Here is an 8,944-nt window from a genome sequence, read left to right on the forward strand (position 1 = left end):
CCGCCCGCCCGGCGCCCGCCTCGCTGCCCGACCCGTGGCGCCGCATCGTGCCGTGGCCGGGCGAGGCCATGGCGCCCGGACCCCGTTTCGACTTCCGCGTCGGGTTGCCCGACCATTCGCAGCTGCCCTGGGACGTGTGGCGCCGCCTCGGCGTGCGGGCCCAGCGCGACTTCGCGCGCATGCCGCGGGCCTACACCGACCCGGCCGGCGAGCCGCTGCTGCGCGCGGCGATCGCGGCCCACGTGTCGGCGTCGCGCGCGGTGGCCTGCAGCGCCGACGACGTGGTCCTCACGTCCGGCGCGCAGCATGCGTTTGCGCTGCTGGCCGAGATGCTCGTCACGCCGGGCAACACCGCGGTGGCCGTCGAAGACCCCGGCTACGGCCCGCTGTATGCGGCGCTGGCGTTCCGGGGCGCGCAGCTGGTGCGCGTGCCGCTCGACGGCGAGGGCCTGCGCGTCGACCTGCTGCCCGAATCCGCCAAGGTGGTCTGCGTGACGCCGTCGCACCAGTTCCCGGTCGGCACGGCGATGTCGCTGAACCGCCGCTCGCAGCTGCTGGCCTTCGCGCGGCAGCACCGGGCGGTGATCGTCGAGGACGACTACGACGGCGAGTTCCGCTTCGGCGGCCGGCCGCTCGACGCATTGCATTCGCTGGACGACCGCGGCCTGGTGTTCTACGTCGGCACCTTCTCGAAGGTGCTGTTCCCCGCGCTGCGGGTCGGCTTCATCGTGGCCCCGGACTGGGCGCGCGAGCGGCTCGCCGCGGCGCTGCACGCGACCTGCGGCGCGCCGCCCCTGCTGACGCAGCTGACGCTGGCCGCCTTCATCCGCGAAGGCCACCTCGGGCGCCACGTGCGCCGCATGCGGCGCAGTTACGCGGCACGGCGCGATGCGCTGTTGCAGGCGCTGCAGCGGCATGCCGGCGGGCGGCTGACGCCGCTGCCCTCGGTGGCCGGCCTGCACCTGAGTGCGCTGCTCGCGCCGCAGTTCGAGGCCGACGCGGTCGTCCAGGCGGCGGCCGCGGCCGGGGTGGCGGTCGAGGCGCTGGACCGGTCCGGGCGGCGGCGCGCCCGCTACAACGGGCTGACCTTCGGGCTCGGCCTGGTCGCCACCGACCAGGTCGCTGCCGGCGTGCGCGCGCTGTCGCGGGTGCTGGACGGCGCCTGAGCTCACAGCAGCAGCTTGACCCCGAACGCCGCCATCAGCGCGGCACAGGCACGGTCGATCGGCCGGCGCAGCGCCTGGTAGCGCCGGATCACGCGGGGCGTCGAGAACAGCCATGCCGCCAGGCCATACCAGAGCAAGGCATCGGCGAACACGAGCGCCACCGCCGCGACCCGCAGCGACGCGGCGGCATCGGCCGGCACCAGCAGCACGAAGATGCTGCCGAAGTAGGCCAGTGACTTCGGGTTCAGCAGGCTGGTCGTGAAGCCCCGCAGCAGGGCCTGGAGTGCCGGCCGCGCCGCCGCGGGCGCGGCGTCGACCTCGGCCGGCGGCCCGGCGCGCGAGCGCCACAGGCGCACCGCAAGGTACAGCAGGTAGACGGCACCGGCCACCCGGATGGCGGTCTGCAGGCCCGGCAGCAGCTCGAAGATCGCCGACAGGCCCGAGACGGCGACCAGCGCCCACAAGGCACCGGCCGTGGCCAGCCCGAGCGCGATCAGCAGCGCGCCGCGCCGGTCCTGCTCGGCCGCGGCGTACACGACCAGCAGGATGTTGGGCCCGGGGCTGAGGATGGCCAGGCTGTCGATGACGAACAGCGGCAGCAGGACGAGCATCGTCACGGAATGGCTCCTGGGGATGGATGACGCCGGCAGGATGGCATGCAGGCCCGCCGCGCCCAAGAGCCACAACGTGCGGGATCCACCGGTCCAGAAGCGGTTCGCTCAGCGTGCCTGCGCGCTGCGCAGCGCCTGCAGGCCCCGGATCACCGGATCGAGCCGGCGCACCACCTCGCGGCCGAGGGCCTCGAGGTCGCCGGCGCCTTCGGCACACGCCTGCTCCAGTGCGGCCGCCTCCTGCTGCACCGCATGGACGCCGAGCGCCGCGGTCACGCTCTTCAGGTCGTGCGCCATGCGGGTGGCAGCGGTCCGGTCGCCCGCCACCAGCGCGGCATCGAAGCGCGCCGCGAAATCGGCCTGGCTGTCGCGGAACATGCCCAGCAGGCGGTGGTACAGCAGCTCGTTGCCCATCACCGACGCCAGCCCGGCGCGCGTGTCGATGCCCGGCAGGCCCGCCAGCGCATCGGGGCCGGCGCTGCCGTTCGCGCCCCCCGCGGAGGCCGGCGAGCCCTCCGCGACCGGCCGCAACCAGCGCGCCAGCGTCGCGAACATCTCGTCCACCCGGATCGGCTTGGCGATGTGGTCGTTCATGCCCGCGGCGAGTGCCTTCTCGCGGTCGCCCACCATCGTGTTGGCGGTCATCGCGATGACCGGCAGGTCCTGCAGGCCGGGCCGCTGGCGCAGCGCCCGCGTCGCGGCGTAGCCGTCCATCACCGGCATCTGGCAGTCCATCAGCACGCCGTCGAAGCGCTGCCGGCCCAGCAGGTCCAGCGCCTCCTGGCCGTCGCAGGCGATGCCGACGGCCACGCCGGCGCGGCTCAGCACGTCGAGGGCGAGTTCGCGGTTGATCGGGTTGTCCTCGACCAGCAGGATGCGCACCCCGCTCAGCCGCGCCTGGTGGCCGAGCATCGCCTCTTCGCGCTGCTCGCTGCGCGTGGGATGGCGCAGCGCCAGGCCGAGCGCGGCACTGCAGGCGTCGAACAGCGTCGACGGCGTCACCGGCTTGGCCAGCAGGGCACCGACGCTGAGCTGCCGCTCGGCCAGGCGCTGCAAGGCTTCGTCGCGGCTGAAGGCCGTCAGCATCAGCACCACCGGTGGCGGGTGGCGCCGGGCGGCGCGCTCGCCGAGCCGGAGCATGCACTCCACGCCGTCCATGCCGGGCATCTTCCAGTCGAGCAGCACCAGGTCGTAGGGTTGGTCGCGCGCGTCGGCCAGGTCCACCTGGCGCAGCGCGTCCTGCCCGTCGACCGCGGTGTCGGCCGCCAGGCCCAGCGCCACCGTCATGCCGGCCAGCACTTCACGCGCACTGGCGTTGTCGTCCACGATCAGCGCGCGCGTCCCGCGCAGCCCCTCGTGCCGCAGCTCGCGCGGCTGCGCGGCCGGCCCGGCCTGCAGCCCGAAGCGCAGGCTGAAGTGGAAGCGGCTGCCCTGCCCCGGCACGCTGTCGACCGCGAGTTCGCCGCCCATCAGGCGCACCAGGTGCCGGCTGATCGCCAGGCCCAGGCCGGTGCCGCCGTAGCGCCGGCTGGTCGAGGCGTCCGCCTGCGAGAACGGCTGGAACAGGCCCTGCTGCTGCCCGGTGCTCATGCCGATGCCGGTGTCGCGCACCTCGAACCTCAGCAGCGCCGATGCGGCGTCGCGCTCGAGAACGTCGACGGCCACCGCGACCTCGCCGCGGTCGGTGAACTTGACGGCGTTGTTGCCCAGGTTGAGCAGCACCTGGCGCAGGCGCGACGGATCGCCCACCAGCGCCATCGGCAGCTGCTGCGCCTCGACGAGCAGCAGCTCCAGGCCCTTGTCGTCGGCGTTGATGCCGATCAGGTTCGCCAGGTCCTCCATCACGTGGCCGAGGTCGAACGGGATCGACTCGATGTCGAGCTTGCCGGCCTCGATCTTCGAGAAGTCGAGGATGTCATTGATGATGCCCAGCAGCGACTCGGCCGACCGGTGCACCTTCTGCACGTAGTTGTGCTGCTGCGGGTTCAGCTTGCTCTGCAGCGCCAGGTGCGACATGCCGAGGATCGCGTTCATCGGCGTGCGGATCTCGTGGCTCATGTTGGCGAGGAACTCGCTCTTCGCCTGGCTCGCGACCTCGGCCCGCTGCATCGCCTCGGCCAGCTGCGCGGTGCGCTCGCGCACCGCCTCTTCCAGGTGGTCGCGGTGGTTGCGCAGGTCTTCCAGCGCCTGCTTGCGCGAGGTGATGTCGGTGATCAGCCCGTCGAAGCCGGGCGCGGCGCCGCCCTGCGGAACGCCGTCGCGCGGCTGCCGCGCGTTCAGCTGCACCCAGATCGGCCGGCCATCGGCGCGCGTGAGCTCAAGCTCCATGCCGGCGATCTCGCCATCGCGCGCCAGCGCGGCGAACTGCGCATCGACCTGTTCCGGCGTGAACAGCGCCCGGCCCGCGCCGCCGTTCACCGCCGCCATCAGCTCGGCCGGCGTGGCATACCCCATCAGCCGCGCCAGCGCCGGGTTGGCGTCATGCAACCCGCCCGACCGGTCGAGGCGGAAGATGCCCTCCAGCGAGTTCTCGAAGATGCCGCGGTAGGTGGCCTCGCTGTCGCGCAGGCGGCGGGCCGAGTCGCGCAGCCGGTCGGCCATCGCGTTGACGCGCGCGGCCAGGCGCCCCAGTTCGTCGCCCGACTCGATGGGGCAGCGGGCGTCGAGGTCGCCATCGGCGATCCGGTCGACCACCGACTCGAGGCGGTTGATGGGCGCGCTCACCATGCGCCGCAGCAACAGGAAGGTTGCCGCATACAGCAGGGCGACGATCGCGGCCACCAGGGCCAGCGTGGTGCGGCGTGCCGCGGCGATGGCCTGCTCGACCACGGCGCGGGTCAGCACGACCCGGGCCTCGCCGATCTTCTGCGGCACGGCAGCGCCCGGCGGCGCGTACTCGATCGCCTGCACGCGCACGATCGGATCGGCCAGGTCCTGCAGCGGCGTCTTGATGACCTCGGACACCGGCCCGTAGCCGACTGCCGTGATGCTGAACTGCGCCACCTCCGGGTTGGGCGCCAGCGCCGCGAGCTGGCTGTCGATCGCGGCACGGTCGACGTTCCACAGCGCATAGGCGACCGAGCGGCTGAACAGGTCGGCGATGCGGCCGGCGCGGCCTTCGAGCTCGACGAGGCGGCGTTCGCGCTCGCGTTCGAGCAGCACGTAGGCCGAACCGGCCGCCACCAGCGCCACCAGGGTCACCAGCGCCACCACCAGCTTCGTGTGCAGGCTGGTCATGCGGGGCCACCCGTGTTGCGGCAGGCGCATGTCAGCTCGGGCGCAGCAGCGACGCCAGCGTGAAGTCGTAGCCGCCGGGCTTCGGGTGGAAGACCTTGGAGTACGCGCTGAAGTCCGGCGCGCCGTCGCGCTTGTACACCGCATGGTCGTAGCGCTGCGCGGTCTCGCGCGTGACCACCAGCATGTAGTCGAGCTTCTGGGCCAGGCCGCCGTGGGCGGCGAAGTCGACGCCATGGTGGTAGTCGTGCAGCAGCACCATGGCCCAGGCGCCGATGAAGAAATGGCTGCCCAGGGTGGCCGCCAGCCCGCCGTCGAGCAGGCTGGCCAGCGCGTCCGGCCAGGCCCCGGTGCCGCCGACCAGCACCCGGGCGCCGCGCGCCTTCACCGCGCGCATCGCGCCCAGCGCCATCGAATCGTTGCCGGCCCAGATGATGTTGACCTCCGGGTAGCGCGACAGCAGAACGCTGGCCTTGCTCTCGCCGTCGGCGCCGCTCCAGTCGCCGAAGGCCAGCTGCAGGATCCGGCCGCGCCCCGAACGGGCGATGAAGTCGGCCACGCCCTGCGCGCGTTCCAGCGAGACCGGCGTGCTGCGGTCGCCGGTGATGCCGATCACCAGCGGCTCGCGGCCGCCGAGCTGGCGCACCAGCGCTTCCATCAGCCGGTATTCGGCGCGCGCCTCGTCGGTCGTCGCGGTGCCGATCCAGTTGCGCAGCTGCTCGCGCTCGTTGCCGACCTCGCGCCGCTGCTCCGGCGTCAGGTCGTTGTGGATCAGCAGCAGCTTGACGGGCGTGGGCGCGAACATCCGCAGCATCTGCAGCGCGGCCAGCTTCTCGTTGACGATCACGACGTAGTCGGGCGGATCGGCGCGTTGCGCGACGCTTTCGGCCTGGCGCAGCATCAGCAGGTGGTCACGCTCGGCGTACAGCACCTCGAGTTCCATGCCGAAGGTCCGGGCCGCGGCCGCCATCAGGCGGGCGGTCATGTGCCAGTGCGGGCCCTTGCCGCGCTCGACCGGCTCGCCGGGGTTCAGGAAGACGACGCGCGGCGCCGGCCGCTGCGCCGCCACCTGCCCGGCCGTGCACAACAGGCCGGCGCCAGCGATCAAGGCATTTCGGCGATCCATGGGGCAAACCTCTCGGCTTGGCCGGGGAGACCGGCTCGCCCCGCATTGAACCATGCGCACCGGCGTCATGTCACTTCTCGTTGACGCGGGGTCCGGCCGGCGCCATACTTTCCAACATTGGAAACAATCAGAGGCCCGCATGAGCACCCTGGCGCTCCATTACCACCCGCTGTCGTCCTACTGCCACAAGGTGCTGATCGCGCTCGACGAGCTGGGCGTCGACGTCGACAAGCGCTTGCTGAACCTGGGCGACCCGGCCGAGCGCAGCGCGTACCTCGCGCTGTGGCCGACGGGCAAGATGCCGCTGCTGGTGGACCGGGGCCGGCCCGTCCCGGAGACGAGCATCATCATCGAGCACCTGCAGCGGCACCATGCGCAGCCGGGCCGGGCGCTGATCCCGGCCGACCCGGACGAGGCCCTGGAGGTGCGCTTGTGGGACCGCCTGTTCGACCTGCAGGTGATGACGCCGATGCAGGCCTTCACCGCCGACCTGCTGCGGCCGCCGGGCGAGCGCGATGCGCAGGGCGTGGCGCGCGCACGCGAGACGCTGGCGACGTCCTACGCGCTGGTCGACCACCACCTGCAAGGCCGCACCTGGATGGCCGGCGAAGCGTTCAGCCTGGCCGACTGCGCCGCCGCGCCGTCGCTGTTCTATGCACTGACCTACGTGCCGCTGCCGCCGCAGCACGAGCGCCTGGCGGCCTACTTCGAGCGCCTGATGGATCGGCCGTCGGTGGCGCGCACGGTGGAGCAGGCCCGGCCCTGGTTCAAGTACTACCCGGGGCGCGCCGGCCTGGCGCGGCGCTTCTTCGACCCGGCGGCCGCCTGACGATGCGCACGACCACCGACCCGGCCCGGCTCGACCGCATGTTCTTTGCGCTGTCCGACCTGCAGCGCCGCGGCATCCTCGAGGCACTGAGCAACGGGCCGGCCTCGGTGACCGAGCTGGCCGGGCCGCTGGGCATGGCGCTGCCGTCGGCCGTCAAGCACCTGGCCGTCCTCGAGCAGGGCGGGTTCGTCGTCTCGGAGAAAGCCGGGCGGGTGCGCACCTACCAGGTCGACCCGAAGGCCTTCGACGCGATGCAGGCCTGGGTGGCGAAGCACCAGCGGCGGCTCCACGCGCAGTTCGACCGGCTCGACGCCTACCTCGCCGAGCAGAAAACCAGGGCCAAGCGATGAAGCACACCCCGAGCACGCACACCGATTTCGTCATCGAACGCGAGTTCGCCGCCACGCCCGAGGCGGTGTTCCAGGCCTGGGCCGACCCGGTGGCCAAGCGGCTGTGGTCAGACTGCCATGCCGAGCACACCACCGACTACAGCCTCGACTTCCGCCCGCTCGGGCGTGAGTCGCACCGCGTCGCCTACCCGGACGGGCGGGTGCAGCAGATCGAGAAGGTCTTCTTCGACATCGTGGCCGCGCGGCGGATCGTGTTCGCCTACGACATCCGGCTCGATGCGCGCCCATTGTCGGTGTCGCTCGTGACGGTCGAGTTCTCGCCCAACCGGCGCGGCACGCGCATGGTGTACACCGAGCAGCTCGCCTACCTGGATGGCCACGAGGACCGGGCGCAGCGCCTGCACGGCACGCAGGAGAGCCTGGACCGGCTGGTGCACAGCCTGTCCAGGCACTAGGGCCTGTCAACACTGCGGGAAGGCTCGCGTCACTGCTTGGGCAGGGCCGGGATCGCCTGGTTGCAATCCCCCTTCAGCGGCAGGTTGCGGCAGACGTACTGGCCGGCCGTGTTCTCGGTGGCCGCGCCGGCCGGTGCCGGCTGGTGCACGCGCTGCTTCCAGATCTGCCACAGCATGAAGCCGTCGCCGGGGCGGCCCTTGTTCCTGATGTAGTTCACCAGCGTCTCGACGTTGTAGTACGGCGTGGCGATGTTGTTGCTGCCGTTCAGCATGTCGGCGTCGTACGGCACGCCGTTGGCCGGGATCTTCAGCACCGCGCCGCCGGCGCCTTCGGGGGCGATCTCCATGCCCATGTGGATCGGGCCGCTGTAGATCGCGCGGTAGGACTCGTAGCCTTCGCGCGGGTCGTAGTAGTCGCCGCCGTCGTAGCCCATCAGGTTGACGTGGCTGAGCTTGCTGCCGCGCGTCTTGACGGCGGTGTACATGACGCCACCGAACGGCGAGCCCCATTGCACCTTGCCTTCCTCGAAGGGCGAGCCCTTCACGTAGTAGGCGCCGGTGGACCAGCCGGCGACCGAGATGCCGAGCTTCGCGCCGCGCGACTGGATCTCGCTGTAGGTGGCGTCGATGATGCCGACGATCTGCGCATCGGTGTTGCAGGCGAAGTTGGCGGCGTCGAGCTTGTTGCACGACGAGCCGTTGACCTCCCAGTCGAGGTCGACGCCGGAGGCGCCGAGGTCCAGCGCGAGGTCGACGACGCTGCGCGCGTTGTAGTTGGCCCATTCGCTGCCCTGGCTGTAGGCCCAGCCGCCGAACGACAGCCAGACCTGCGTGCCGCGGGCCTTGAGGGCCGCGATGTTGTTGCGCAGGTCCTGCGCCTGCTGCGCGCTGAAGAAGCGCTGGCCGTTGCTGGTGGCCGCGCCCTCGACGAACTCGAAGCCGGCCATCGACTGGTCGAACGCGTAGCTGCCCTTCACGTACTGCGTGTTGGGCTTCGCGAAGGCCAGGTTCACGTGCGTGAAGTAGTTCGGGATGTTGGCCGGCGTCAGGTCGTAGAGGCTGGTGTTCCAGGTGCCGGAGTAGCCGATGTAGCTGCGGGCCGACGGGGCCGGGGCGGGCGCTGGCGCTGGTGCAGGCGCAGGAGCCGGGGCGGGCGCGGGGGCGGGCGCGGGG

At 72.0% G+C, this 8,944-nt stretch carries 8 protein-coding genes; 4 read left to right on the forward strand and 4 right to left on the reverse strand.

Translation table 11 applies throughout. The features are described 5' to 3' along the window. A partial coding sequence (locus AC1DYN_RS30335; RefSeq protein ID WP_477966137.1) for an aminotransferase-like domain-containing protein occupies window positions 1-1,166 on the forward strand: 1,166 nt, incomplete at its 5' end. Between the two features lie 2 nt (window positions 1,167-1,168). Here AC1DYN_RS30335 and AC1DYN_RS30340 read toward each other — a convergent pair. The 3 genes from AC1DYN_RS30340 to AC1DYN_RS30350 form a co-directional block, all read right to left on the reverse strand. After that, entirely contained in the window at window positions 1,169-1,777 is a 609-nt protein-coding gene (locus AC1DYN_RS30340) for a LysE family transporter (RefSeq protein ID WP_477966151.1), read from the reverse strand. 108 nt (window positions 1,778-1,885) lie between these two features. After that, on the reverse strand, window positions 1,886-5,014 hold the full coding sequence (locus AC1DYN_RS30345) for a response regulator (RefSeq protein ID WP_477966139.1): 3,129 nt from the start codon (window positions 5,012-5,014) through the stop codon (window positions 1,886-1,888). Between the two features lie 31 nt (window positions 5,015-5,045). Then, window positions 5,046-6,137 (reverse strand): ABC transporter substrate-binding protein, encoded by a 1,092-nt coding sequence (locus AC1DYN_RS30350; RefSeq protein ID WP_477966141.1) that lies wholly within the window; start codon window positions 6,135-6,137, stop codon window positions 5,046-5,048. A gap of 139 nt (window positions 6,138-6,276) precedes the next feature. Here AC1DYN_RS30350 and AC1DYN_RS30355 point away from each other — a divergent pair, with 139 nt between their 5' ends. Genes AC1DYN_RS30355 through AC1DYN_RS30365 form a run of 3 tightly spaced genes read left to right on the forward strand, consistent with a single transcriptional unit; the run spans window position 6,277 to window position 7,771 of the window. Then, complete coding sequence (locus AC1DYN_RS30355) at window positions 6,277-6,966, forward strand: glutathione S-transferase family protein (RefSeq protein ID WP_477966143.1); 690 nt, start codon at window positions 6,277-6,279, stop codon at window positions 6,964-6,966. A gap of 2 nt (window positions 6,967-6,968) precedes the next feature. Continuing rightward, entirely contained in the window at window positions 6,969-7,316 is a 348-nt protein-coding gene (locus AC1DYN_RS30360; protein ID WP_477966145.1) for an ArsR/SmtB family transcription factor, read from the forward strand. Then, on the forward strand, window positions 7,313-7,771 hold the full coding sequence (locus AC1DYN_RS30365; RefSeq protein WP_477966147.1) for an SRPBCC family protein: 459 nt from the start codon (window positions 7,313-7,315) through the stop codon (window positions 7,769-7,771). Before AC1DYN_RS30360 ends, AC1DYN_RS30365 begins: the two co-directional genes overlap by 4 nt. Window positions 7,772-7,800: 29 nt before the next feature. On the opposite strand, the gene AC1DYN_RS30370 is transcribed toward AC1DYN_RS30365, so the two are convergent. After that, a partial coding sequence (locus AC1DYN_RS30370; protein WP_477966149.1) for a glycosyl hydrolase family 18 protein occupies window positions 7,801-8,944 on the reverse strand: 1,144 nt, incomplete at its 5' end.

This window comes from Rhizobacter sp. P2_D12, from assembly GCF_056404395.1.

Coding starts and splice junctions, on each gene's coding strand:
- AC1DYN_RS30340 (WP_477966151.1), bottom strand. CDS start 1,777: ATGCTCGTCCTGCTGCCGCTGTTCGTCATCGACAGCCTGGCCATCCTC.
- AC1DYN_RS30345 (WP_477966139.1), bottom strand. CDS start 5,014: ATGACCAGCCTGCACACGAAGCTGGTGGTGGCGCTGGTGACCCTGGTG.
- AC1DYN_RS30350 (WP_477966141.1), bottom strand. CDS start 6,137: ATGGATCGCCGAAATGCCTTGATCGCTGGCGCCGGCCTGTTGTGCACG.
- AC1DYN_RS30355 (WP_477966143.1), top strand. CDS start 6,277: ATGAGCACCCTGGCGCTCCATTACCACCCGCTGTCGTCCTACTGCCAC.
- AC1DYN_RS30360 (WP_477966145.1), top strand. CDS start 6,969: ATGCGCACGACCACCGACCCGGCCCGGCTCGACCGCATGTTCTTTGCG.
- AC1DYN_RS30365 (WP_477966147.1), top strand. CDS start 7,313: ATGAAGCACACCCCGAGCACGCACACCGATTTCGTCATCGAACGCGAG.